The sequence below is a fragment of the Falsiroseomonas selenitidurans genome, from assembly GCF_012103215.1.
Classification (GTDB): domain Bacteria; phylum Pseudomonadota; class Alphaproteobacteria; order Acetobacterales; family Acetobacteraceae; genus Falsiroseomonas; species Falsiroseomonas selenitidurans.
Window position 1 is genome coordinate 154,892 of record NZ_JAAVNE010000004.1, and the last position, 24,226, is coordinate 179,117.

Here is a 24,226-nt window from a genome sequence, read left to right on the forward strand (position 1 = left end):
GTGCTGCCGGTTCTGACCGTCTGCGCGGCGCTGGTGGCGCTGTGGTATCTCGGCGCGGTCTGGATGAACTGGCAGCTGGTGGCGGATGCGCAGGCGCGCGCCGGGGCGGCGCCCGATCTGGCGGAGATGGTGCGGCTGACACTGGCGCAGCCGCGGCCGCTGCTGCCGGCGCCGCACCAGGTGGTGGCGGAGCTGTGGCGCAGCACCATGACGCTGCCCGTCACCTCCCGCCGCAGCCTGGTGCATCATGCCTGGGTGACGCTCTCCGCCGCGCTCGCCGGCTTCGGCATGGGGGTGGCCTTCGGCGTGGCGCTGGCGGTGGCCATCGTGCACATCCGCGCACTGGAACGCAGCGTGATGCCCTGGATCGTCGCCTCCCAGGCCGTGCCGGTGCTGGCGCTGGCGCCGATCGTCATCGTGGCGCTCGGCGCGCTGGGGCTGGAGGGGCTGCTGCCCAAGGCGATCATCGCCGCCTATCTGTGCTTCTTTCCCGTCGCCATCGGCATGGTGAAGGGCTTCCGCGCGCCGGACGCCATGGCGCTGGACCTGATGCGCACCTGGTCGGCCAGCCGGGGGCAGGTGTTCTGGACGCTGCGCCTGCCGGCCTCCCTGCCCTTCCTGTTCGCCGGGCTGAAGGTGGCGATGGCCGCCGCGGTGGTCGGCGCCATCGTCGCGGAACTGCCGGCCGGCGCCCAGGCGGGGCTGGGGGCGCGGCTGCTCGCGGGGTCCTATTTCGGCCAGACGCTGCAGATCTGGTCGGCGCTGGCCATGGCGGCGCTGCTCTCCGCCACGCTGGTCGGGCTGCTGGGCCTGGCGGAACGCGCGGTGGCGCGGCGCATGGGGCCACGAGCATGACGGCGCTGCTGGCCCTGGCCGCCACGGCCGGCTTCGCCGGGCTGATCGCCGCCGTCCATGCCGGGCTGGGCGGCGCGGCGCTGTGGGCGGGCGTGGCGGCGGCGGCGGGGCTGGCCGCCTGGCTGGTGCAGCGCCTGGGGGCGGCGCCCGGCGAAGGCTGGCGCGGCCTGGCGGCGCCGCTGGCCTTCGGCGCCGTCGTGCTGGCGCTGTGGGAGGTGCTGGTGGTGGGCCTGGCCGTGCCCATGGTGCTGCTGCCGGCGCCCTCGGCCATCGGGGCCCGCTTCTGGCTGGCGCTGCCGCTGTTGTGGCAGGATTTCGTGCAGACCTTCCTCAAGGCGGTGCTGGCCGGCTACGCGCTGGGTTGCGGCGCCGGCTTCGCCCTGGCCCTGCTGGCGGACCGGGTGGATTTCCTCCGCCGCGGCCTGCTGCCGCTCGGCAGCTTCGTCGCCGCCCTGCCGGTGGTGGGCATCGCGCCCATCCTGGTGATGTGGTTCGGCTTCGACTGGCAGTCCAAGGCCGCCGTCGTCGTCGCCATGACCTTCTTCCCCATGCTGGTGAACACCGTGGCGGGCCTGGCCGCCGCCGGGGCGCTGGAGCGCGACCTGCTGCGCAGCTACGCCGCCAGCCCGGGCCAGGCGCTGTGGCTGCTGAAGCTGCCCGCCGCCCTGCCCTTCCTCTTCACCGCGCTGAAGGTGAACGCCCCGCTGGCGCTGATCGGCGCCATCGTGGCGGAGTTCTTCGGCAGCCCGACCGTCGGCATGGGCTTCCGCATCACGACGGAGGCCGCGAAGCTCGCCCTCGACCTGGTCTGGGCGGAAATCGTTGTGGCGGCGGTTGCGGGTTCGGCATTCTACGGGCTGGTCGCGCTGGCCGAGCGCGCCGCCACCTTCTGGCACCCCTCGGTCCGCCACGGATGAAACAGGAGAGATTGCCCATGCGACGGAGAATTCTGGCGGGACTGGCCGGCCTCGGCCTGCTGCTGGCCGGCGGCGCCCAGGCGCAGCCGGCGGAGCGCGTGACGCTGCAGCTGAAATGGGTCACGCAGGCGCAGTTCGCCGGCTACTATGTGGCGCAGGCGCGCGGCCTGTATCGCGCCGCCGGGCTCGATGTGCGGATCAATGCCGGCGGTCCGGACATCGCCCCGCCGCAGGTCATCGCCGGCAATCGCGCCGATGTGGTGGTGGAATGGATGCCGGCGGCGCTCGCCAGCCGGGAACGCGGCGTGCCGCTGGTCAACATCGCCCAGCCCTTCAAGCGCTCCGGCCTCATGCTCACCTGCCGGGCGGAGACGGGCATCCGCACGCCGGCGGACCTCCGCGGGCGGACGCTGGGCGTCTGGTTCTCCGGCAACGAATATCCCTTCCTGGCCTGGATGGCGCGGCTCGGCCTGCCCACCAATGGCACGCCGGCCGGCGTGCGGGTGCTGCGCCAGGGCTTCAACGTGGACCCGCTGCTGCAGCGCCAGGCGGATTGCGTCTCCACCATGACGTACAATGAGTACTGGCAGGTCATCGATGGCGGCTTCACGCCGCAGCAGCTGACCGTCTTCCGCTACGCCGACCAGGGCGTGGCGACGCTGGAGGACGGGCTGTACGTGCTGGAAAGCCGCCTGTCCGACCCCGCCTTCGTCGCCCGCATGGGCCGCTTCGTCCGCGCTTCCATGCAGGGCTGGGACTGGGCGCGGCAGAACCCGGATGCGGCGGCCGGCATCGTGCTGGACAATGATGCCTCCGGCGCCCAGACGGAGGCGCATCAGCGCCGCATGATGGGTGAGATCGCCAAGCTGCTGGACACCACCGGCGGCGGGCGCCTGGACCCGGCGGATTACGAGCGCACGGTGCAGACGCTGCTGTCCTCGGGCGGCGAGAGCCCCGTCATCACCCGCGCGCCGACCGGCGCCTGGACCCATGCGGTGGTGGACGCGGCGCGCTGAGCCATGCCGGGGCGGGCCCGCCTGCCCGCCCCCTTCCCTGCGCCGCGCGGCGCCCTGCGCCATGGGCCCGACACATATCCTTCATCCAGCCGCCATCGGCGTTTCGCCCAGCTTGTCTATGCGTCCGCCTCCACGGCGCCATTCCGCGCCGCAAGAGCGGAGAGCAGACACCATGCCCGACAGCCAGGTGCCCGCGCAGGACGAGATGATCGAGATCGAAGACATCGGGTCCAACCCGAACCCCGAGAACAGCATTGGCGAGGTGGTCGAGCGTCGCCTGACGCGCCGTGCCGCGATGCTCGGCCTGGGCGGCGCCGCCGCCGCGGCGACGCTGGCCGACCAGCTGATCGCCGCCGCCGAGCCGGCGCTGGCCCAGGCCAATGGTCCCTCCAGCCTGACCTTCCCGGAACTGCGCCACCAGCTCGGCCAGCAGGATTCGGTTGCCGAAGGGTATGAGCGCCAGACCGTGATCCGCTGGGGCGACCCGCTGGCCGCCGAAGCGCCCGCCTTCAACCCGACGGCGCAGACGCCGGACGCCCAGGCCCGGCAGTTCGGCTACAATTGCGACTACATCGACTTCAAGCCGCTGCCCGCCGGTTCGGACAATTCCGACCATGGGCTGCTGTGCGTGAACCACGAATACACCTCGACCCAGCTGATGTTCCCCGGCCTGCCGGCCGGCAGCGCCGCGCGCCAGCGGGTGACGGCGGAGCAGGCGCGGGTCGAGCTGATGGCCCATGGCGTTGCCGTGGTCGAAGTGCGCAAGCGCGACGGCAAGTGGGAATACGTCCAGGACAGCCGCTTCAACCGCCGCATCACCGGCGAGACCGAGATGCGCCTCAGCGGCCCGGCCGCCGGGCACGACCTTCTGAAGACCTCGGCCGACGCGACCGGCACGCGGGTGCTCGGCACGCTCAACAACTGCGCCGGCGGCAACACGCCCTGGGGCACGGTCCTGACCGCCGAGGAGAACTTCAACCAGTATTTCGGTGGCGCTTCCGCCGCCGAGGGCCCGCAGGCGGCGACGCATCGCCGCTACGGCATCGTGCCGCGCAGCAGCTACGCCTGGCCGAAGTTCATCGACCGCTTCGACCTGGACAAGGAGCCGAACGAGGCGAACCGCTTCGGCTGGGTGGTGGAGTTCGACCCCTATGACCCGCAGAGCGTGCCGGTGAAGCGCACCGCGCTGGGCCGCTTCAAGCATGAGGGCTGCCACCACGCGGTCAGCGCCGATGGCCGCGTCGTGGTCTACATGGGCGATGATGAGCGCTTCGACTACGTCTACAAGTTCGTCACCGCGCGCCCCTGGAACCCGAACGATCGCGCCGCCAACCGCGACCTGCTGGATGAAGGCACGCTGTACGTCGCCAAGTTCCTCGACGACGGCAAGGTGCAGTGGATGTCGCTGGTGCAGGGCGAGGGTCCGCTGACCGCGGCGAACGGCTTCAACAGCCAGGCGGATGTGCTGATCAACACCCGCCGCGCCGCCGACCTGCTGGGCGCCACGCCGATGGACCGCCCGGAGGATGTCGAGCCGAACCCGGTGACCGGGCGCATCTACGTGATGCTGACCAACAACTCCCGCCGCACGGCGCAGCAGCTGGGCGCGGCCAACCCGCGCGCGGCCAACCTGCACGGGCATATCGTGGAGATCATCCCGCCTGGTGCCGGCACGGACAAGGTTGACCATGCCGCGACCGAAGGCCGCTGGGCGATGTTCCTGATGGCCGGCAAGCCGGGCATCGATGCCGGCGCCGCCTATCACCGCGCGACCAGCGACCAGGGCTGGCTGTCCTGCCCGGACAACTGCTCCTTCGACAAGAAGGGCCGGATCTGGATCGCGACCGATGGCGCGCCTTCCGCCGCCGGCGTGGCGGACGGGCTGTATGCGGCAGACACCACCGGCGTCGGCCGCGCGCTGACCCGGCTCTTCTACCAGGCGCCGATCGGGGCGGAGGTCTGCGGCCCCTGCTTCACCCCGGATGCGAGCACCGTGTTCCTCGCCATCCAGCACCCGGCGGAAAGCGCCGGCAGCACCTTCGACCGGCCGTCCACCCGCTGGCCGGACTTCGCCGACAACATGCCGCCGCGCCCCTCCATCGTCGCCATCGTCAAGAAGGGCGGTGGTGAGATCGGCGCCTGATTGAGACGGCCGGGCGGCCACCGCCGCCCGGACCCGCGCCTGGGCTGACCCTGCCGGGTCAGCCGACCTTGGCGCCGCGGCGATCCCCGCCGCGGCGTCTTGCGTTTCCTGCCCCGCTGCGGGCTGGACGCCGGGGCGGCAGGCATGTCCCCTGGCCCCATGCCCGAAGCCGCTCCCTCCGCCCTTCACCTGCTGCGCCAGGCCCCCTTCGCGCTGTTCCTTGGCTCCCGCATCCTGTCCGCCGCCGCCCTGCAGGTGCAGGTGGTCGCGGTGGGCTGGCAGGTCTATGCGCTGACCGACAGCGCCCTGGCGCTGGGCCTGGTGGGCCTGGTGCAGTTCCTGCCCATGCTGGTGCTGACGCTGGCGGTGGGCCAGGTGGTGGACCGCACCGACCGGCGGCTGCTGGTCGGGCTGTGCCGGCTGCTGACCGGACTGGCCGCCTTGGGGCTGGCCTGGGGCAGCCTGGCGGGCTGGCTGGACAGCCAGGCGATCTTTGCCTTCGTCGCCCTGCTCGGCGCGCTGCGGGCCTTCGAGATGCCGGCCCAACAGGCGCTGCTGGCCGGGGTGGTGGCGGCGCGCGACCTGCCGCGCGCCACCGCGCTCGCCTCCTCCGCCAACCAGGTGGCGACCATCTGCGGCCCCGCGCTGGGCGGCATCCTGTATGCGCTGGGCGGCGCCGCGCTGCCCTATCTGGCGGCGGCGCTCGCCTTCCTGGTGGCGGGCGGCATGGCGCTGGCGATCCGCACGCCGCCGCGGGTGGCGATGCGCGGGCGGGTGACGCTGGAGAATCTGTTCTCCGGCCTCACCTTCATCTGGTCCCGCCCGGTGCTGCTGGGGGCGGTGTCGCTCGACATGGCGGCGGTGCTGCTGGGCGGCGCGGCGGCGCTGCTGCCGATCTACGCCAGGGACATCCTGCAGACCGGCCCCTTGGGCCTGGGGATGCTGCGCGCCGGGCCGGCGGTGGGGGCGCTGGCGATGTCGCTGTTCCTCGCCTGGCGCCCGCTGGGCGGGCGTGCCGGGCAGAAGATGTTCGCCGCGGTGATCGTCTTTGGTGTAACCGTCGTGGTCTTCGGCCTATCAACATCGCTCGTGCTGTCAACGCTGGCGCTGGCGGTGATGGGGGCGGCGGACGTGGTCAGCGTCGTGGTGCGCCAGTCGCTGGTGCAGCTGTCGACCCCCGACGAAATGCGCGGCAGGGTTGCGGCGGTGAATTCGCTTTTCATCGGCACGTCGAATCAGCTGGGTGAATTCGAGAGCGGCGCGGCAGCGGCGCTGATCGGACCAGTACCGGCGGTTGTATTGGGCGGCATTGGAACAATCATTGTGGCAGTGCTGTGGATGCGTTGGTTCCCCGCACTGCGTGACATTGACCGTCTGGAAGACCTCACAACTTCGCGAGCGTAAGGGCAGTTTGGTCATTGACCGGTAACAGGGAGCGGATATCTATGCCCTCCACCCGTCCGGCAGACAGAAACGGCATGCTCGCCGCTCTCGGCCGAGCATTTCCTGATTCGGAGACGATCGGCTTGCCGCTCAAGTCGGATTCGGCCGCCCCTGCCCGGACCGAGGCCGCGCGCCTGGCGGCGCTGCGCCAGTACGGGGTGCTGGATACCGCGCCGGAACCGGGCTTCGACCGGCTGGTGCGCCTGGCGCACCAGGTGTTCGACGTGCCCATGGCGCTGGTGTCGCTGGTGGATGAAAATCGCCAGTGGTTCAAGGCGCGCATCGGCATCGACCTGGCCGAGACGCCACGCGCCATCGCCTTCTGCAACGCCGCCATCGAGGGCGCCGCAATCTGCATGGTGCCCGACGCCACGCAGGACCCGCGTTTTGCCGACAACCCGCTGGTCACGCAGGCACCGCGGATCCGCTTCTACGCCGGCGCGCCGCTGCTGACGCCGGAAGGCCTGGCGATCGGCACGCTCTGCATCCTGGACACCGCCCCGCGCGCGCCGCTCAGCGCCGCGCAGCAGGACACGCTGGCGGATCTGGCGGCGGCGGCGATGGCGCAGCTGGAACTGCGCCGGCAGGTGACGGCGCAACAGGCGGAAGTGGCGCGCGCGGCGCTGCGCGAGAAGCTGCTGCGCGCGGCGGCCGAAACGCCCACCTTCCGCGAAGCGATCGACGCCGCCATGCGGGCGCTGCGCGAGGTGGTGGGTGGCGTGAGCTGCCTGTTCCTGCGGCTGGCGCCCGATGGGCGGCGGCTGCAGCTCGTCAGCGGCCAGGGCGAAGGCCAGTTCAACGAGCCGGCCTTGCTGGAGCGGATCCGTGCCACCGGCCTGACCGTGGACAACAGCGCCGCCGGCCAGGCGATTCGCACAGACCGTCAGATCATCGTCACCGACCTGACGCCGGACAACAGCGGCCACTGGCCGGCTGTCCTCCTCTCGGTGGAACGCGGCATGGCGGCGATGATCCTGACGCCGGTCTCTGCCGGCGCGGAACGCTGCTGCATGGCGCTGGGCTTTGCCGCCGGCCGGCGCGACCTGGATTCGGTCGCCGAGACGCTGGCCGAGGCCGCCGGCACGCTGCGGCCGCTGCTGCGCCGTCTGCGCGACACCGAGGAGGCGGAGCTGTTCCGCCGGGTGGTCGATGCCAGCAACGACCCCGTCATCATCACGGATGCGGCAAGCGACGCCCCGGGCCCGCGCATCCGCTACGCCAACGACGCCTTCCTGGCCCAGACCGGCTATGCGCTGGAGGAAGTGCTGGGCCAGCCGCCCCGGATGCTGCAGGGTCCTGAAACCACGCCCGAGGCGCGCGAGGCGATCCGCGACGCGGTCGCCGCGGGCCTGCCGGTGCGCCAGGCGATCCAGAACCGCCGGCGCGACGGCACGCCCTATTGGGTGGAGGTGAACATCGCCCCGGTGGTGGACGAGACCGGCTGGCGAACCCATTGGATGTCCCTGCAGCGCGACATCACCGCCAGCCGTGCCGAAGCCGCCGCGCTGACGGCGAGCGAGGCGGCCTTCCGCGACCTGTTCCACCAGCACCCGGCGCCGATGTGGGTGTTCGACCAGAAGACCCATGGTTTTCTCGCCGTGAACGAAGCCGCCGTGGATGGCTATGGCTGGTCGCGGGAGGAGTTCCTGCGGATGAACCTGATGGACATCCGTCCGGAAGACGAACGCGCGCCCCTGGCCGAGTTGGTGCGGACCTTCACCCCCGCGCTGGTCGTCAGCGGCCCCTGGACGCACCGGACCGCCACCGGCGAGATCCGCAAGGTGCAGGTGCGGTCACGCCTGATCACCTATTATGGCCGGCCGGCCGGGCTTTCCGTGATCTGGGACATCACGGAACGGCTGCGGGCGGAGGAGGCGGCGCGCGACGCGGCGGCGGAACTGCACGCCACCTTCGAGAGCTTCAGCGACGGGCTCTGCACCATCAGCCACGATTGGCGCTACACCTACGTCAACCGCCAGGCGGAACGGCTGCTGCGGCGCGAGGCCGGGGAGCTGGTGGGCAAGGGTGTCTGGCAGGCCTCCCCCGCCATCGTCGGCACCGAGGTGGAGCGCCAGATGCGGGCGACCGCGGCCGACCGGCAGACCCGGCGCCTGCTCTTCCACAACCCGATGCTGGGCACCTGGTTCGACATCACGCTGTATCCGGCCCGGGACGGGCTGACGCTGTTCTTCCGCGACGTGAGCGAACAGCACCGCCGCGACGAAAGGCTGCGACTGCTGGAGGTGGCGGCGGCCAAGGCCAACGACATCATCCTGATCACCGAGGCCGCGCCGATCGACGCGCCGGGCCCGCGCACGCTGTTCGTCAACCAGGCCTTCGAGCGCCTGACCGGCTTCCGGCCGGAGGAGATCATCGGCCTGACGCCGCGCATGCTGCAGGGCCCGCGCACCGACCGCTTCGTGCTGGACCGGGTCCGCACCGCGCTGGAAGAACGCCGGCCGATCCGAGAGGAACTGCTGAACTACCGCAAGGATGGCGAGGAGATCTGGCTGGAACTCGACATCGTGCCGGTAACGGACGCCGATGGCACGGTGACGCATTTCGTCGCCGTGCAGCGCGACATCACCGGGCGCAAGCGCACGCAGCACCAGCTCGAACAGCAGGCGGCGCTGCTGGACCAGACGCGTGATGCGATCGTGGTGCGCGGCACGGATCACCGTGTGCTGTTCTGGAACCGCAGCGCGGAGCGCCTGTATGGCTGGACCGCGGCGGAAGCGACGGGCCAGATGGCGCACGACCTGATCTACGAAGACCAGGCGCCGTTCCGCCGCGCCACCGCGGCGGTGCTGGCGGAGGGCGAATGGAACGGCATCATCGGGCAGCGCCGCAAGGACGGCACGCGGCTGATGGTGGAGGGCGCCTGGACGCTGGTGCGCGACCCGGACGGCGCGCCGCACGCCATCCTCTGCGTCAACACCGACATCACGGAGCGGCTGGAGCTGGAACAGAAGCTGCGCCAGGCACAGCGGCTGGAGGCCATCGGCCAGCTGACCGGCGGCGTGGCCCACGACTTCAACAACCTGCTGACCGTCATCCTGGGCAATTCGGAAATGCTGGCGGACAGCCTGGAGCAGGAGCCGGATCTGCGCCTGATGGCGGAGATGAACATGCAGGCGGCGGAGCGCGGCTCGGCGCTGACCAGCCGCCTGCTCGCCTTCTCCCGCCGCCAGGCGCTGGATCCGAAGGTGATCGACGTGAACCGCCTCCTGGCCGACCTGCACCAGATGGTGCAGCGCACGCTGGGCGGGAACATCGAGGTGGATCTGGCCGCTTCGCCCGGGCTCTGGCCGGCGCTGATCGATCCGCCGCAGCTGGAGAACGCGGTGCTGAACCTGTGCATCAACGCGCGCGATGCGATGCCGCAGGGCGGGCGGCTGACGGTGGAGACCGCCAATGTCCACCTGGACGACACCTATGCCTACAACGAGGGCGAGGTGGTGGAAGGCGACTATGTGATGATCGCGGTGACCGACAGCGGTATCGGCATGACGCCCGACGTCCTGGCCCGCGCCTTCGAGCCCTTCTTCACCACCAAGGATGTCGGCCAGGGCAGCGGGCTGGGCCTTTCCATGGTGTTCGGCTTCATGAAGCAGTCGGGCGGGCACGTGAAGATCTACTCGGAGCCCGGGCAAGGCACCACGGTCAAGATGTACATCCCGCGCGCGGCCGCCAATGCCAGCCTGGCGGCGCCGCGGCAGGACCCCAGCCACCTGCTCGGCGGTCGGGACAAGCTGCTGGTGGTGGAGGACGACGCGCTGGTGCGCGAGCATGTCGCCGGGCTGCTGGCCGATCTGGGCTACCACGTGGTGGTCGCCGCCCATGCGGCGGAGGCGTTGGCGGCCCTGCGGCACAGCCCGGACTTCGACCTGCTGTTCACCGATGTGGTGATGCCGGGTGGCATGAGCGGGCCGGAACTGGCGCAGGCGGCGCTGCGGGTGCAGCCCGGGCTGCGCGTGCTGTTCACCTCCGGCTACACGGAAGGCGGCATCATCCATCAGGGACGACTGGACCCCGGCGTGATGCTGCTGAACAAGCCCTATCGGCGACGGGAACTGGCGGAACGGGTGCGTGCGGCGCTTGACGGGCCGGTCAGCCCAGGGCCCGCCGCACCGCCTCCTCCAGCGCCTGGCGGGTGAAGGGCTTGCCCAGGAAGCCGGTGACATGCGGCATGCCGGGGCTATCCGCATCCGCCGCCGCCTCCGCCGTGACGCGGCCCAGCTGCTCCGGGTCCGGCGTGTAGCCGGACATCAGCACCACGGAGACCTCCGGGTGGTGGGCGCGGATGTGGCGCGCCAGCTCCATGCCATCCATGCCGCCGGGCATCAGCACGTCGGACAGGACCAGATCGAAGGGCTCCCCCTGCGCCAGCATCGCCACCGCAGCCTTGCCGCCGGAGACGCTGGTGACGGCATGGCCACCGCGTGCCAGCATCCGCTCCGTCATCGCGCGGATTTCCGGCTGGTCCTCCACCACCAGGATGCGGGCGGGCCGTGCCGCCGGGGCCGGGGTCGGGGCGACGTCCGGCGCAGGCTCCGGCGCGGCCCTGGTCGCGGACCCGGGCGCTGACTGGGGTGCTGACTGGGGCGCTGGCTGGGGTGCGGACGCCGGTGCCGGGCCGGGCGGCGCGCCGGGCATGGCCGCCGGCGCCGGCCCCGCACCCGGCCCGGGCCGAGCCGGATCCCTGGCGGTCCCGGTGGCGCCAATGGGGCCCGGGGAGAGGGCAGCGCCGAGCATCGGCGCGGTCGCCTGGCCGGCCTCCGGGAGGAACAGCGTGATCGTGGTGCCGCGCTCCGGCTCGCTGCGCAGCGTCACCTGGCCACCAAGCTGGGTCACCAGGCCATAGACCTGCGACAGGCCCAGCCCGGTGCCGGTGCCGGGGGCCTTGGTGGTGAAGAACGGCTCGAAGACATGCGCCGCGACCTTCGCGGCCATGCCTGCCCCATCATCGGTCACGGCAATGGCAATGAAGCGGCCCTGTGGCATGGCGACCGTGGCGTGGCTGCTGCCGCTGGCGAACGCCTTGCCCTCCAGCCGCGCGCGACGCGCGGTGATGGTGATGTGCCCGGGCGAGGGCCGGCCGGCCAGCGCGTCCCGCGCATTGGCGACCAGGTTGCTCAGCGCCGCGCCCAGCTGCGCCGGATCGGCCTCGCAATCCGGCAGCCCGGGCTCCAGCTCCTGCCGCAGGATCACGCCTGGGCCGGCCAGGTCCTGCAGCACCGGGTGCAACTCGCGCAGCAGGGAGGCGACCGACACCCGCTCCACCCGCAGGACCTGGGTCCGGGCATAGGCCAGCAGGCTGGCGGCGAGCCGGGCGCTGGCTTCCGCCGCTCGCCTCGTGCGCTCGGCAAGGCCGCGCTGCGCCGGCTCCGTCGCGCTCTCCTCCAGGGTTTCCAGATTGCCCAGCACCACGGTCAGCAGGTTGTTCAGGTCATGCGCCACGCCGCGCGCCATGCGGCCCATCGCTTCCAGGGCGCGGGCGCGCAGCAGCCGCGCCTCCGCCACGTGGCGCCTTTCGGCCTCCTGCTTCAGGGCGGCGGTCGCCTCGGCGCGGCCGGCCATGCCACGCCAGGCTACCAGCGTGGCCCCGAGCAGCAGCAGCACCACGAGCAGCACCAGTGCGGCGCGACGGGCCATGTCCCGCTGCCAGGCGGCGAGACGGTCCGGCAGGTCGACCCCATAGCCGACCACGACCGGAAAGGGCGCCACCGCGCGATAGGCATAGACCCGGTTCTGTCCGTCCATCGGCGATGCCGCTTCGATCACCCCTGCATCCGGCTTTTCCCGGAAGGCGCGGAGCAGCGGGTTGTTCTCGCTCAGCCGCGGCACCTGTCTGGGGTCCGCCAGGAAGTCCGGGGGCACCGGGGGCACCCGCGCCAGCAGCGTGCCGTCGTTCCGGAACATCGCCGCGGCGCCGCCATGGGTGCCGATCGCCGTGGCGAAGCTGCGCGCCACATAGTCCAGATTCACCGCCACATGGATCGCGCCCTGGAAGCTGCCATCCGCCGCGGAGCGCCGCCGGCTCATCGCGAAGGCGGCGCGGCCGCTGGTACGCCCGACATAGGGTTCGCTGACATGGCGCGGCACGGGGGCGTTCCGCTGGATCTCGAAATGCTCCCGGCCCCGCACCCCCAGCCCCCTGGGCCAGGGCCGGCTTGCCGCCTGGAAGGTGCCGTCCGCATCGCTGACCCAGACCGAGACGGTCTGTTCCAGCCGGTTGACGATGGTGGCGAGACGCCGGCTGGTGGCCGGCGAGGCGACTTCCTCCGGCGTCATGTCGCTGATCATGTCCTCCACCATGTCGAGGACCAGATCCTGGGTTTCCAGCAGGTTGCGGACCATCTGGTGCAGCACCGCGGCAATCGATTCGCCGTCCCGCCGCGCGTCGTAGAGCACGCGGGCATGCCGTTCCATGCCATTGACGGCGAGGGTCGCGACCGGAATCAGGATGCACAGGGCGACCAGCAGCAGCATTGCCCGGCGCGGACGCAGGCTGGCGGATGCCGGATCGGGGCCATTGGGGAGGGCGGGCCGGGGCGCGTCAGGCTGCGCGGGCAAGGGCGCCTCCGGCGCATTCTGGCTCCCCTGCAACATCGGCTCCCATTGCGCCTGCTGGTTGAATGGTAGGACAGGCAGGGCGCACCTTCCAGTTGGAAGGTTAACACTTGATTGCCCACTCCCGGGCAGATTACCGCAGGGACAGGGGCGATGCCCGTGGAACCGCCACCTGCCCTGCACCGGATGGCGAGCGATTGCAATTTTGGGTCGTGGAACAGATCGACGGTTTCTGGTTGTCGACATGACAAACCACTTAACCCTAGCTTCCACCCAGCGCCTGCCAAGGACCTCATGACGGGGAGCGCCTCATGTCCGCCCAAACGGTCCCGGCCGCACCGGCCGTCACCATGTCCGGCAACGGGCATCGCCCAATCCTCGTGGTCGAGGACGACGGCGCGGTTGCCGCCACCATCTGCGCCGCGCTCGGGCGCGATGGCTGGAGCTGCGTCGTCGCCGCGTCCCTCGCCGAGGCGCGCGCCCGGCTGCAACGCGACCAGCCGCGCCTCGTCGTGGTGGATCTCGGCCTGCCGGACGGCAACGGCATCGCCTTCGTGCGGGAAGCCGCCAGCTGCCCGGATCTCGGCGTCATCGTCGTCAGCGGCCGCGCCGACGAGGTGGATCGGATCATCGGGCTGGAGGTCGGCGCCGACGACTACCTGGCGAAGCCGTTCTCCTTGCGGGAAATGGTGGCGCGGGTGCGCGCCCTGAGCCGCCGGCTCGATGCCGGCAGCGTGACGCGGCCGGAGGCGGCGCCCCTGCCCGCCCCGCCGGCGGCGGCGGCCATGGCGTCCGAACAGCAGGGCTGGACCGTCGGCGGGCTGCAGCTGCAGCCGGCGCGGATGCGCCTGCGCGACGCGGCAGGGCAGGAGACCCGGCTGACCGGCGGCGAGGCCGGGCTGCTCAGCCTGCTGCTCGCCGCGCCGGATAATCTGGCGGACCGCGAGACCATCTCGGACCGTGTGCTTGGCCGCCGCCTGCTGCCGGAACAGCGCGGTGTCGACCAGCTGGCCTCCAACCTCCGGCAGAAGCTCAACGCCGCTTCCGCCGGCCAGGTCACCATCACCGCGCTGCGCGGCAAGGGCTACCGGCTCGTCTGGTGATGACCGCGGCGACATCCGGCGCGCCAGCGGGCGCGCCAGACCTTGCCCCCGCGGGCGCTGCGATGGATGCCGGAACCGGCAGCCCGCCGGACACCGCGACGGACACCCCGCCGCTGCGCGTGCTGGTCGTGGATGACGAACGCCCGATCGTCGAGATGCTGCTGCGCGCCCTGACGCAGCGCGGCTTCGAGGTGTCGGGCGTCGACAACCCGGAGGCCGCGAAGCAGGCGGTGCGAGAGGACCCCGCCATCGCCGTGGTGCTGTCGGATGTCCGCATGCCCGGCCAGACCGGCCTGGCGCTGGCCGAGGAATTGCTGCGCGACCGGGCGGAGGGCGCGGCGCTGGAAGTGGTGCTGCTGACCGGCGGTGCCACCGCCGATGTCGCGCTTGGCGCGCTGCGCGCCCGCACCTTCGACCTGGTGCAGAAGCCGTTGCGCCTGGGCGAAGTGGCCACCGTGGTCGGCCGCGCCCTGGACAGCAGCCGCCAGCGCCGCGCCCGGGCCGCCCGCGATGCCGCGGTGGCCGACCATGTGCGGGAGGCGGAGGCGGAGCGCGCCAGGCTGTTCGACCGGCTGGCGGCCTCCTCCGCCCGGCTGGACGACGCGCAGAGCGCGCTGGCGGCCAGCCAGCGGGTGCGGCGCGACCTGCTGGCCGTGGTATCCCACGAATTGCGCACGCCGCTGATCCCGATCCTCGGCTTCTCCCAGATCCTCGCCGGCGGCGCGACGCTGCGGGCCGAGGAGGTCCGCGACTACGGCCGGCTCATCCATGAAGGCGCGGAACGGCTGCTCGCGCTCATCGAAGGCGCGCTCGACATCGTCGCGCTCGAACATGGCCGCGGCCTGGGCCCCGGCGTGGCCGAGCCGGCGGTGCGGCTGCTGGCGCGCGCCGCCACGCGGCTGGAAGCGGCTGCCACGGCGCGCGGCCTCCGCCTGGCCCTGCCGGCGGCGGACGACCCCGCCGCCGCGCTGAGCGTCACCGGCGATGCGCGGCTGCTGCTGGCGGCGCTGCTGCAGCTGCTCGACAACGCCATCAAGGCCTCGCCGAGCGGGGCCGAGATCGGCCTGGCCCTGGCCGCGCTGGCCGATGGCGGCCTCGCCATCCGGGTGCTCGACCGCGGCACCGGCCTGCCCCCGGCCCTGCTGGAGCAGATCGGCACGCCGTTCCTGCAGGCCGACATGTCGCTGACCCGGGCCTGGCCCGGCGCCGGGCTGGGGCTGGCGCTGGCCAAGCGCGTCGCCACCGCGCATGGCGGGCGGCTGCGGCTGCTGCCGCGCCCCGGCGGCGGCACCGAGGCGCGGATCGAGCTGCCGGCGCCGGCGGGCTGACCCGCCTCGCCCTCCGGTCGGGTCGCGAAGGTCAGACCCCGGCCTTCTGCCCCTGCGCCCGCAGCGTGGCGTAGCGCCGCGTCACCGCATCGAGGTTGTCGTGGCACCATTGCGCCATCCGCTCCTCCTCCCGCAGCGACAGATCCAGCGCGGCATGGGCGCTGCCGTGGCCGGCCAGCTCCGCCAGGGTGATGAGCGACCGGTAGGCGGCGATCTCGTAGTGCTCGAAGGCATAGTTCGCCATCGCGTTCTTCAGCACCTCGTCCGGCATCAGCGCATGGCCGATCGCGGCGATATTCGCCGCCAGCCCGGTCGCGAGGTCCTTGAGGCCGGAGCCGGAGGTGCCGAGACCCTCCAGCAATTCGTCCAGCCGGTCGCGCTGCACCTCGCTCTCGGCGATGTGGCGGCGCAGCGCGGCTTCCATCTCGGGGTAGTTTTCCAGCCGGTCGACCTGCCGTGACAGGATCTGGATGGCCTCGGTCTCAAGCGCGCGGGCGTTCACCAACCCGGCGATGTAGGTGTCGCGGTATTCGTTCGCCATGGGCATCCCTCCTCGGTTCACCGGCCGTCCCCGATGGCGGCCTGCGCGCGGAACGCGGCGGCGGGCCGTCCTGCGGCATCGGCCGCGATGATAAGGTGGAGAGCCGGCGCTCAGGCCGGCTGCGACGGCGGCTTCAAGGCCTGCGGCTGGGCGATCATGCCGCGGATGCGGCGCGCCAGGTCGGCCATGGTGAAGGGCTTGGTCATCAGCTGCATGTCGATCGCCAGCGGCACGTTGCCGATGGCCGCGGCCTCGGCATAGCCGGTGATGAACAGCACCCGCAGCCCCGGCCGCAGCAGGCGTGCCGCCTCCGCCACCTGGCGGCCATTCATGCCGCCGGGCAGGCCCACATCGGTGACCAGCAGGTCCAGCCGCGCCGCGCTGCGCAGCAGCGCCAGGCCCGCCGCGCCATCGGCCGCCGCCAGCACGGTGCAGCCCAGCTCCTCCAGCACCTCCGTCATCAGGCTGCGCAGCGTCGCCTCGTCATCCACCAGCAGCACCGTGGCCCCCGGCTCCGCCCGGCCCGGCGGCGGACTGGCCCGCGGTGCGGTGGCGGGGGCTGAGGCGCCGGCATGGCGCGGCAGGTGGATGCAGACCGTGGTGCCCTGCCCCGGCGCGGAGACGATGCGCACCTGGCCGCCGGATTGCCGGACGAAGCCATAGATCATGGAAAGGCCGAGCCCGGTGCCCTTGCCCAAGGGCTTGGTGGTGAAGAAGGGGTCGAAGGCGCGCGCCACCACATCCGGCGGCATGCCCGCGCCGGTATCGGCCACCGCCAGCATCAGGTAGTCCCCCGCCGCCAGGTCCCGCGCCGCGGCGGCCCGCGCGTCCAGCCGGGCATTGGCGGTGGCGATGGACAGGCGGCCGCCTTCCGGCATGGCGTCGCGCGCGTTGATGCACAGGTTCAGCAGCGCGTTCTCCATCTGGTTGCGGTCCAGCAGCGTGGCCCACAGCCCGGGGCTGGCGGCGACCTCCAGCTGCACGGCCGGGCCCACGGTGCGGCGGATCATGTCCTCCATCCCGCGCACCAGCGCGCCGAGGTCGGTGGGCCGCGCATCCAGGGTCTGGCGGCGGGAAAAGGCGAGCAGCCGGTGGGTCAGCGCCGCGGCGCGCGTCGCCGCGCTCTGCGCCGTGGTGATGTAGCGGTCGAAATCACCGAATCGGCCTTCGATCCGGCGGCGCTCCAGCAGCCCCAGGCTGCCGATGATCGCGGTCAGCAGGTTGTTGAAGTCGTGCGCGATGCCGCCGGTCAGCTGGCCCACCGCTTCCATCTTCTGCGCCTGGCGCAGCTTCTCCTCCGCCGCCGCGCGTTCCTGCTGTTCCGACTGCAGGGCGGCGGTGCGCTCGGCCACGCGCTTTTCCAGCGCGTCGTTCCACAGATGCAGGGCGGTCTCCAGCCGCTTGCGGTCCTCGATATCCTCCAGCGTGCCGTACCAGCCCATCACCTCCTTCGCTGCGCCCCGGCGCGGCGCGGCGCGGGCGCGCAGCCAGCGCCAGGCGCCAGAGGCGGTGTGGAAGCGCGCTTCCGCATCGAAGGCCGTGCCCTCCGCCACCGCGCGCCGCCACGCCGCCTGGATGCGGGCGCGGTCGTCCGGGTGCGGGGTGCGCAGCCAGCCATCCTGCAGCGCCGCTTCCTGCGTCTGGCCGGTGAGTTCCAGCCAGCGCTGGCTGAAGCCGGTGATCCGGCCATCGGCATCGGCCGTCCAGGGGATCTGCGGGTTCAGTTCTACCGAGGCACGATGATGGTCCTCGCTTTCGCGCAGCGCCTCCTCGGCCCGCCGGCGTTCCGCCGCCACATGCAGCCGATGGACGGCACCGGCGATCAGGGTGGCGTAGCCGCGCAGGAAGCTGATGTCGTGCTCGGAGAAGGCGCGCGGCCGGCGGCTGTCCACCTGCAACAGGCCGTAGGGCGGCCGATGATCGGTGCCGAGGATCACCACATTCACCAGCGCGCGCACCCCGGCATCGCGGATGAAGTCCGGGTAGGTGAAGCGGTCCTCCAGCGCGATGTCGGGCGAGATGGCGGCATCGCCGGTGCGCAGCGCATAGCCTTCGGAGGATCCGATTTCCGCCTGCACGCGGACCTGCCCCACCACGCCTTCCGGCCAGCCGACGCCGGCACGGACCAGCAAAGTCCGGCCATCCGGCTGCAATTCCATCACCTTGGCGAAATCGGCCCGCAGCGCGTCGCGCACCAGCCGCGCCGCCTCCGCCAGGATCTCGTCGATGCTGTCCGAGCGCAGCGCCAACTCCCCGAACCTGGCCAGCGCTTCCTGCTGCCGCAGCAGCCCGGCCTCCCGTCCCGTCTCGTGCATGTCTCCGACCTGTTCGAAAACCCGCGCCTGCCGGCCCCGCCCGGCAAAAGCCGCGACCCTGGCGAAAGTTTCCAGACCGGTATCAAGGCCGGCTGTGCAGGCTCTCGCCCGGACCGGCGCTGCCGGCGGGGAAGCGCACGGTCCAGCGCAGCCCGGGGCGCGCCCTGCCCGGTGCCACCGGCGCGCTGTGCAGCTTTCCGCCCAGCTGCGCGGCCAGCGCCCGGCTGATGCGGGTGCCGAGGCCGCTGCCCCTGGGCGGCGCGGCCGGATCGGCGCCGATGCCGTCATCCTCCACCGTCAGCACGAAGGCCTCCGGCTCCCGCCGCAGCGCCACGGCGATGCGGCCCTCGGCATCGTCGGGAAAGGCATATTTGAGCGCGTTGCCCACCAGCTCGTTCACGATCAGCCCCAGCGGAACGGCGCGCGACATCGGCAGGACGCTGCTGTCCGCCAGGACGCTGAGCGCCACGGGGCGCATGTCCACCGCCGCATCCTCCAGATCCGCCACCAGCCCTTCCAGGAAGCCCCGGCTGTCCACCTGCGCCTTGCCATCCTCCTCGCGGTGCCGGTCCAGCCGGCCATTGATGCGCGCCAGCGCAGCGATGCGGCCGGAGGCCTCGTTCAGCGCCGCCCGCGCCGCCGGGTCCTCATAGGTGCCGGCCTTGAGGCGCAGGGTCGACGCCAGGCGCTGCAGGTCGTTGCGGGCGCGATGCACCGACTCGCTGAGCAGGGTGCCGCGCTCTGCCGCGGTGCTGCGCAGGTCCGCGTTGGCGCGCGACAGTTCGGCGCGCTCCGACGCCAGGCTGCTGATGGCGTGGTGCAGCGCCTCAAGCAGCGTCGCGGTGAAGAAGCCGATGGCGAGAAAGGTCGCCAGCTCGAACAGCACCGGCAGCTCGGTCACCGCCAGGCTGCGCTGCGGCGGGACGAAGTACCACAGGCCAAGCCCGGCCGAGGCAACGGTGGCGACGAAGCCGGTGCCACGGTCGAACAGGACGCCGGCCGCGATGATGCCCGGCATGAACAGCATGTAGGGCATGGCCGTGGCGTGGCCCAGCAGGGCCAGCCGGCCAAGCAGGCAGGCCAGCACCAGCAGCGCCGTCGCCCCGTAGCGCGCCCAGACCGGCAGGGCGCGCATCGCCGCCATCCGCATGAAGATCCGGTCCATGCCGGCGCTTCAGCCGGGCAGGGTCGCGTCCGGCCATCGCATCAGGCGGCGGCCCGGTTCACCTTGGACTCGGCGATCGAGGACAGCTTGCGGTCGGTCGCATATTCCTCGTCCAGCGTCTTCTGCAACACCGCCGCGCAATCCTGGCGGCCGAGCTGCTTGGCGAAGGCGACGAGCGTGCCGTAGCGGGTGATCTCGTAATGCTCCACCGCCTGGGCCGAGGAGATGATGGCGGCATCCAGCACGTCATTGTCGTTGGCGACGCCGAGGATGTCCTTCGCCTCCTCCAGGATGCCGTCCATGGCGGCACAGGTGGTGCCCTTGGCCGGCTGGCCGTGCATCTCGAACACCTGTTCCAGGCGCTGGATCTGGCCCTCGGTCTCCCGCAGATGCACCTCCAGCCCCTGGCGAAGCTGCGGGTCGGTGGCCTTGGAGATCATCGTCGGCAGCGACTTCGCGATCTGCTGCTCGGCGTAGTAGATATCCTGCAGGGTGTGGACGAACAGATCGTCCAGCGTCTTGATCGACTTGGAAAACAGGCCCATCGGAGGCTCCTTGCGGTTGCATGCGCCGGCCGCTGCCGGTCGCCGCCCCAGGAACGCCCTGGTGGGCCGGGAGTTCAGGCAGGGCGTTCAGGCACGGCGTTCAGGGCCGGACGGCATTACCCGCGTGGCCGGCCCAGCCGCAGCATCGCCAGGCAGCCCAGCGCCGGGCCGATCGCCAGCACCGCGAAGGCGCCGCCCCAGCCGGCCAGCGCCAGCAGCGGCGGCATCAGGTGGATGGTCACCAGCGTCAGCGCGAAGCCGAGGCTGGTCTGCAGGGTCAGCATGGTGCCGGTCAGCCCCGGTTCAGACTGCTCCGCCACGCTGGCCGAGAACTGCGCGGAATCGGCCACCACGGCCAGGCCCCAGACCAGGCACAGCGTGGTGGTCAGCACCGGATGCAGCCCGAAGGCGAGCCCCGCCAGCAGGCAGCAGCCGCCGGAGACGGCCATTGCCGCCACCGTCACCCGCACCCGCCCCACCCGGTCCGCCCAGATCCCGGCCAGGACGGAGCCCGGCGCGCCGATCGCGATCACCGCGAAGGTCGCCAGCGAGGCCTCCGCCGCCACCACACCGGGCGTGCCGCGCCAGGCGGCGAAGCTGGCCGCCAGGTACAGGCCGACCCAGCTCCACATCGCATACAATTCCCACATGTGGCCGAGATAGCCGAGGGTGGCGAGCCGCGCGCCGCGGTTGCGCCACAGCTGCAGGGCGGCCTGCGGCCGGAAGGGCGGCGCCGCGGCATGGCCCGGCCCCAGCCGCACCCCGAGGATCAGCGCCGCGCCCGCCAGCGCGGCGAGCGACGCGCTGGCCAGGGTCAGCCGCCAGTCCAGCCCCCCCAACCCATTGACCAGATGCGGGGAGGCCGAGCCAAGCACCAGCCCACCCACCAGCAGCCCGACCACCAGGCCCATGTCGCCCCGGCCTGCTCCACCCTGGCCTGCTCCGCCCTGGCCCGCCCAGCCGGCCGCCAGCTTCATGCCCACCGGATACACCCCGGCCAGCGCCACGCCGGTGACGAAGCGCGCGAGGATGATCGCCTCCGCCGGCAGCAGCAGGATGGCGGCATTGGCGACGGCCCCCAGCAGGGCGGCGCCGGCGAAGAGGCGGCGCGGGTCCAGCCGGTCCGGCAGCGTCAGCGCCGCGCTCGCCAGCGTGCCGCAGACGAAGCCGGCCTGCACCGCACTGGTCAGCAGCGCCAGGAAGCCCGAACCTGGCCGACCCGCCGCCTCGGCCAGCCCCGGCCCCGCCGCGGTGCCGGAAAACCACAGCGACAGCACCAGCACCTGCGCCAGGCAGATCAGCGCGATGGCACGCGCCTTCACGCGCCCTGCCCTTCCTCCGGCCAGCGATGGCGCGCGGCAGGATGCCCCGGCGGCAGGCGGTCGCCGGCGCCGAACAGCTTGGCGCGGTAGCTGCCGGGCGCGTAGCCGGTCTTGAACACGCCGCGCGCCTGCAGCACCGGCACGACCAGCTCGATGAAGGTCTCCAGGCATTCCGGCATGACGGTGCGGGACAGGTTGAAGCCATCCACATCCGCCGCCGCCATCCAGCCCATCAGCGCATCCGCCACCTGCGCCGGGTCGCCCACGATCGGCGGCTGGCGGCTGCCCAGCACGGATTGCGCCAGCAATTGCCGCTTGGTCCAGGCCGGGCCGGCGACGCGCGCCATGGCCTCGGCGTTGGAGCGGATGGCCTGGCTGGGTCCGGCCTGCACCGGCTCATCCAGGCCGAACCGCGCCAGGTCGATGCCGAGCGAGGCGGAGGCGTGCGCCAGCGCGCCCTCCGCGCTGGCATGGGCGGCGTAGTCCGCCAGCATGTCCCGCGCTTCCGCCTCGGTCCGCCCGACCACCACGGTGGCGCCGGCGAAGACCTGGATCGGCCGCGGGGCGGCACGGGCGCGCAGATCCGCAACCAGCGCCGCGACAACCTCCGGCTTCGTGCCGTTGACGAAGACGCATTCGGCATGGCGCCCGGCGAAGGCGCGCCCGCGGTCGCTGGCGCCGGCCTGGTACAGAACCGGCGTGCGCTGGGCGGAGGGCGCGCAGAGATGGATCGCATCCAGCCGGTACTGCTTCCCCTCATGCCGCACGCGGCGCACCCGGGCGGGGTCGGTGAAGGTGCCGCCGGCGGCGTCCGCCCGCACCGCATCCTCCGCCCAGCTGCCCTCCCACAGCGCGTAGACCGCCTGCATGTATTCCTCGGCCAGGTCGTAGCGGTCGTCGTGGCGCATCTGCTCGGCATAGCCCAGCGCCCGCGCCGCACTGTCCAGATAGCCGGTGACGATGTTCCAGCCGATGCGCCCGCCGGTCAGGTGGTCCAGCGTGCTCATCCGCCGCGCCAGCAGGTAGGGCGGTTCATAGGCCAGGTTGCAGGTGACGCCGAAGCCGAGATGCGTGGTCGCCGCCGCCATCGCCGGGATCGTCAGCACCGGATCGAGCAGCGGCACCTGCACGCCATGGCGCAGCGCGGCATCGGGGCGGCCGCCATGCACATCGTAGATGCCGAGCACATCGGCCAGGAACAGGCCATCGAACAGGCCGCGTTCCAGGAGCCGCGCCAGGCCGGTCCAGTGGTCCAGCCGGGCGTAGTCCCGGCTGCGATCACGCGGATGGGTCCACATCCCCTGCTGGATATGGCCGGGGGTTGCCATGTCGAAGGCGTTCAGCCGCATCTGCCGCGGCCCATCCGGACCTTCGCGCCTCGTCATCGCCCCGTCTCCTTCCCCGCACCCGTGCCGGCGGGCGGCACGGGGCGCCGGCAGGATGGGGCGCCCGGGGCGGGGCGGTCAAACCCGGCCCCGGCTTCGGGCGACCGGGTTCAGGCGAACAGGGCGTTCACCTGGGAAGAGGACATCGCGCCGATCTGCGTGGTGGTGAAGCCGGCCACCTGCGTGTCCGTCAGCGCCATGATGTCCGTGGTCTCCAGCCCCGCGATCTGCGTGGTGGTGAGGGCGGCAAGCTGGGAGGTGGTCAGCCCTGGCATCTGCTTCGTGGTCAGCGCGGTGATGGAGGTGCTGGTCAGCGCGCCCAGCTGCGTCGTCGTCAGGCTGCCGATCTGCGTGGCGGTCAGCCCGCCGATCTGCGTCGTGGTCAGCGCCGCCGCCTGCGTGGTGGTGAGCCCGACCACCTGGGTGGTGGTCAGGGCGGCCAGCTGCGTGGTGGTCAGGCCACCCAGCTGCGTGGTGGTGAGCACGGCGAGGTCCGTGGTCTCCAGCCCCTTGATCTGCACACTGCTGATGGCACCGATCTGGGTCGAGCTGAGCACCGCCACCTGCGTCGTGGTCAGCGCCGCCAGCTGTGCCGAGGTCAGTCCGGAAAGCTGCGTGCTGGCCAGGCTGCCGATCTGCGTGGTGGTGAGGATGGCGAGCTGGGTGGTCGTCAGGCCGGCAGCCTGCGTCGTGGTCAGCGCGTTCAGCTGCGTCGTGGTCAGCGCGGTGGCCTGCGTCGTGGTCAGTGCCGCGATCTGCGTCGTGCCGAGGCCGCGCAGCTGCGCCGTGGACAGCACCGCCAGGTCCGTCGTCTCCAGCGCCGCCGCCTGCGTCGAGGTCAGCGCCGCCACCTGCTGGCTGGTCAGCCCCGCCACCTGCGTCGTCGTCAGCGCCGCCAGGTCCGTCGTCTCGATGCCCTTCACCTGCGCCGAGGCGATCGCGCCGATCTGCGTGCTGCTCAGCGCGCCGAACTGCGTCGTCGTCAGCGCCGCCAGCTGCGCGCTCGTCAGCCCCGGCAGCTGCGTCGTGCCCAGCCCCGCCAGCTGCGTCGTCGTCAGCGCCTCCACCTGCGTCGTGCTCAGCGCCGCCAGCTGCGTGCTGCTCAGCCCCACCATCTGCGTCGTCGTCAGCGCCGCCAGGTCGCTCGTCTCCAGCGCCCGCATCTGCGCCGTCGTCAGCGCCGCCACCTGCGTCGAGATCAGCCCGCCGATCTGCGTCGTCGTCAGCGCCGCGATGTCCGTCGTCTCGAGACCCGGGATCCAGTTGCGCCGGATCGCGCCCACCTGCGTGCTGCTCAGCGCGCCGATCTGCGTCGTCGTCAGCGCCGCCAGCTGCCCGGTCGTCAGACCCTGGACCTGCGTCGTGCCGAGACCGCCCACCTGCGTCGTCGTCAGCGCCGCCACCTGCGCCGTGGTCAGCGCCCCGACCTGCGTCGTCGTCAGGCTGCCCAGCTGTGTCGTGGTGATCGTCGCCACCTGCGTCGTCGTCAGGCCGATGATCTGCGTGCTCGCCAGCCCGCGCAGCTGCGTCGTCGTCAGCGCCGCCAGGTCCGTCGTCTCCAGCGCGCCGGCCTGC

16 protein-coding genes are annotated in these 24,226 nt (G+C 72.2%); 8 read left to right on the forward strand and 8 right to left on the reverse strand.

The features are described from left to right. The 6 genes from HEQ75_RS04445 (at position 1) to HEQ75_RS04470 (ending at position 10,531) form a co-directional block, all read left to right on the forward strand. A complete protein-coding gene (locus tag HEQ75_RS04445; protein ID WP_328733408.1) occupies positions 1–855 on the forward strand; it encodes an ABC transporter permease in 855 nt (284 codons plus the stop codon). After that, positions 852–1,772 carry an ABC transporter permease gene (locus HEQ75_RS04450; protein WP_168027719.1) on the forward strand — a complete coding sequence of 307 codons (921 nt, stop codon included), beginning with the start codon at positions 852–854 and terminating at the stop codon, positions 1,770–1,772. Before HEQ75_RS04445 ends, HEQ75_RS04450 begins: the two co-directional genes overlap by 4 nt. 17 nt (positions 1,773–1,789) lie before the next feature. After that, a complete protein-coding gene (locus HEQ75_RS04455) occupies positions 1,790–2,788 on the forward strand; it encodes an ABC transporter substrate-binding protein (RefSeq protein ID WP_168027720.1) in 999 nt (332 codons plus the stop codon). 172 nt (positions 2,789–2,960) lie between these two features. Beyond that, on the forward strand, positions 2,961–4,931 hold the full coding sequence (locus tag HEQ75_RS04460; protein WP_209318339.1) for a PhoX family protein: 1,971 nt from the start codon (positions 2,961–2,963) through the stop codon (positions 4,929–4,931). A 159-nt stretch (positions 4,932–5,090) separates the two neighbouring features. Further along, positions 5,091–6,335, forward strand: coding sequence for an MFS transporter (locus tag HEQ75_RS04465; RefSeq protein ID WP_168027722.1), 1,245 nt, complete (start codon positions 5,091–5,093; stop codon positions 6,333–6,335). A 122-nt stretch (positions 6,336–6,457) separates the two neighbouring features. After that, on the forward strand, positions 6,458–10,531 hold the full coding sequence (locus tag HEQ75_RS04470) for a PAS domain S-box protein (RefSeq protein WP_209318341.1): 4,074 nt from the start codon (positions 6,458–6,460) through the stop codon (positions 10,529–10,531). Here HEQ75_RS04470 and HEQ75_RS04475 read toward each other — a convergent pair. Further along, positions 10,485–12,866 carry a hybrid sensor histidine kinase/response regulator gene (locus tag HEQ75_RS04475; protein WP_168027724.1) on the reverse strand — a complete coding sequence of 794 codons (2,382 nt, stop codon included), beginning with the start codon at positions 12,864–12,866 and terminating at the stop codon, positions 10,485–10,487. The genes HEQ75_RS04470 and HEQ75_RS04475 overlap by 47 nt on opposite strands. Before the next feature lie 392 nt (positions 12,867–13,258). On the opposite strand from HEQ75_RS04475, the gene HEQ75_RS04480 reads away from it, so the two are divergent. Both HEQ75_RS04480 and HEQ75_RS04485 read left to right on the forward strand, forming a co-directional pair. Then, on the forward strand, positions 13,259–14,050 hold the full coding sequence (locus tag HEQ75_RS04480; protein ID WP_168027725.1) for a response regulator transcription factor: 792 nt from the start codon (positions 13,259–13,261) through the stop codon (positions 14,048–14,050). A gap of 62 nt (positions 14,051–14,112) precedes the next feature. Beyond that, entirely contained in the window at positions 14,113–15,378 is a 1,266-nt protein-coding gene (locus HEQ75_RS04485; RefSeq protein ID WP_168027726.1) for a hybrid sensor histidine kinase/response regulator, read from the forward strand. A 31-nt stretch (positions 15,379–15,409) separates the two neighbouring features. On the opposite strand, the gene HEQ75_RS04490 is transcribed toward HEQ75_RS04485, so the two are convergent. From HEQ75_RS04490 to HEQ75_RS04520, 7 genes are all read right to left on the reverse strand, one after another. Next, complete coding sequence (locus tag HEQ75_RS04490; protein ID WP_168027727.1) at positions 15,410–15,919, reverse strand: ferritin-like domain-containing protein; 510 nt, start codon at positions 15,917–15,919, stop codon at positions 15,410–15,412. 110 nt (positions 15,920–16,029) lie between these two features. Beyond that, complete coding sequence (locus HEQ75_RS04495) at positions 16,030–18,234, reverse strand: ATP-binding protein (protein ID WP_168027728.1); 2,205 nt, start codon at positions 18,232–18,234, stop codon at positions 16,030–16,032. A gap of 82 nt (positions 18,235–18,316) precedes the next feature. Next, entirely contained in the window at positions 18,317–19,399 is a 1,083-nt protein-coding gene (locus HEQ75_RS04500) for a sensor histidine kinase (protein ID WP_168027729.1), read from the reverse strand. A 41-nt stretch (positions 19,400–19,440) separates the two neighbouring features. Next, a complete protein-coding gene (locus tag HEQ75_RS04505) occupies positions 19,441–19,944 on the reverse strand; it encodes a YciE/YciF ferroxidase family protein (protein ID WP_168027730.1) in 504 nt (167 codons plus the stop codon). 116 nt (positions 19,945–20,060) lie between these two features. Continuing rightward, entirely contained in the window at positions 20,061–21,266 is a 1,206-nt protein-coding gene (locus HEQ75_RS04510) for an MFS transporter (protein WP_328733409.1), read from the reverse strand. Further along, entirely contained in the window at positions 21,263–22,651 is a 1,389-nt protein-coding gene (locus HEQ75_RS04515) for an LLM class flavin-dependent oxidoreductase (RefSeq protein WP_168027731.1), read from the reverse strand. The genes HEQ75_RS04510 and HEQ75_RS04515 overlap by 4 nt, the downstream gene beginning before the upstream one ends. Positions 22,652–22,761: 110 nt before the next feature. Beyond that, the coding region (locus HEQ75_RS04520) for a hypothetical protein (protein WP_456237381.1) at positions 22,762–24,226 on the reverse strand (1,465 nt) is incomplete at its 5' end.

What these genes read in the sequence shown, in the direction of transcription:
- HEQ75_RS04515 (WP_168027731.1), bottom strand. Translation starts at nt 22,651, where the DNA reads ATGACGAGGCGCGAAGGTCCGGATGGGCCGCGGCAGATGCGGCTGAAC.
- HEQ75_RS04465 (WP_168027722.1), top strand. Translation starts at nt 5,091, where the DNA reads ATGCCCGAAGCCGCTCCCTCCGCCCTTCACCTGCTGCGCCAGGCCCCC.
- HEQ75_RS04450 (WP_168027719.1), top strand. Translation starts at nt 852, where the DNA reads ATGACGGCGCTGCTGGCCCTGGCCGCCACGGCCGGCTTCGCCGGGCTG.
- HEQ75_RS04485 (WP_168027726.1), top strand. Translation starts at nt 14,113, where the DNA reads ATGGATGCCGGAACCGGCAGCCCGCCGGACACCGCGACGGACACCCCG.
- HEQ75_RS04505 (WP_168027730.1), bottom strand. Translation starts at nt 19,944, where the DNA reads ATGGGCCTGTTTTCCAAGTCGATCAAGACGCTGGACGATCTGTTCGTC.
- HEQ75_RS04455 (WP_168027720.1), top strand. Translation starts at nt 1,790, where the DNA reads ATGCGACGGAGAATTCTGGCGGGACTGGCCGGCCTCGGCCTGCTGCTG.
- HEQ75_RS04475 (WP_168027724.1), bottom strand. Translation starts at nt 12,866, where the DNA reads ATGCTGCTGCTGGTCGCCCTGTGCATCCTGATTCCGGTCGCGACCCTC.
- HEQ75_RS04495 (WP_168027728.1), bottom strand. Translation starts at nt 18,234, where the DNA reads ATGCACGAGACGGGACGGGAGGCCGGGCTGCTGCGGCAGCAGGAAGCG.
- HEQ75_RS04480 (WP_168027725.1), top strand. Translation starts at nt 13,259, where the DNA reads ATGTCCGCCCAAACGGTCCCGGCCGCACCGGCCGTCACCATGTCCGGC.
- HEQ75_RS04460 (WP_209318339.1), top strand. Translation starts at nt 2,961, where the DNA reads ATGCCCGACAGCCAGGTGCCCGCGCAGGACGAGATGATCGAGATCGAA.
- HEQ75_RS04490 (WP_168027727.1), bottom strand. Translation starts at nt 15,919, where the DNA reads ATGGCGAACGAATACCGCGACACCTACATCGCCGGGTTGGTGAACGCC.
- HEQ75_RS04500 (WP_168027729.1), bottom strand. Translation starts at nt 19,399, where the DNA reads ATGGACCGGATCTTCATGCGGATGGCGGCGATGCGCGCCCTGCCGGTC.